Origin of the sequence: Salinibacterium sp. (assembly GCF_031364185.1) — a bacterium.
GTDB lineage: Bacteria > Actinomycetota > Actinomycetes > Actinomycetales > Microbacteriaceae > Rhodoglobus.
Map to the genome: position 1 here is coordinate 1 of NZ_JANLVV010000182.1, position 1,065 is coordinate 1,065.

Sequence of the window (1,065 nt, forward strand, 5' to 3'; positions counted from 1 at the left end):
CTCCGCCAGAACCTGCTCACGGTGCACTGCTAGTGCCCTGCGTCTGACATTCGCCGGTGAGGTTTGATCACCACGACCGAAGCGGCCCCACGCCGTAGGTCGGGGCCCGTCCTGCGTGCGCCGCCCCGCCTCCCCCGCGGCTTCTGCGCACCTCTGGGACAAGTGCGTACGCGCGCCACACCGCAGTCGCCCCAAAACTGCGCAGATAGCGAGGCGGATGCCGCGACGCCGGGTCGCACCGGCGGCCCATCGGCTGCTCCCCGACGTGTGCGCTCCCGTTTGGTACAGGCACTGCAACTCGAGAGGTAGCGCACGACCCAAAACGGCGCAGACGATGAGCGGATGACGACCTCCCCCACGAACTACCAGCGCATAGGGCTAGCGGCGAGCAGAGGGCGCGCGAAAACGAGCCAGTATCGGCGCGTGAAAGGTGAACACCAGCAAGAGCAGGGCCGCCGAGACCTGCACTGCTATGGTGACGGCGACGAGTAGCGGCACCGAGACGTCGTACAGCGCCCCCGCGGCGGCCCCACCTGCCGCAGTGGCGACGCCGACGACCGCCGCGAAAATTCCGTAGGCGGTGCTCCGCCGGTTCGCATCCACAAGATCGGCAACGGTGGCGCGAAGGGTGGACTCCTGGATGCCGAGCGCCATCCCCCACAACAGCGAACCGGCAATGACGGCCGCGACCGTATCGGCAAAAGCAAGCGCCGGAACTGTGGCAGCCACGATGGGAAGCGCGAGAAGAACTCGAGGCCCAAATCGGTCGTAGGCCCAGCCGGTCGCGAGCGCCGCCAGCGCATCCACCACCATGACCCCGGCGTACAGCACGGGCACCAGGACGGGCGGAAGCAGGTTCGCTTCGACGATATGGAACGAGATCACGCCGAAGGTGGCGAAGCCGAGCATGGTGGTAGCCGTGAACGCGGAATACATCCAGAACGCCCGGCTGAGTCTCAGCCGCCCGCGGGGCGCGGGCGGTTCGTTCTCGCGTCGCTGGATCTCGTAGTCCATGGGATGGGGTGCTTTCCAGCGGAGCCAGACCAGCAGCGCAAGTGCGAGCAC

The 1,065-nt window shown here is 67.4% G+C and carries 1 protein-coding gene; it reads right to left on the reverse strand.

What is annotated here, in order from left to right:
• Positions 1 to 378: 378 nt before the first annotated feature.
• Positions 379 to 1,065: MFS transporter (locus RMN95_RS08055; RefSeq protein ID WP_309616418.1), on the reverse strand; the 687-nt coding region annotated here is incomplete at its 5' end.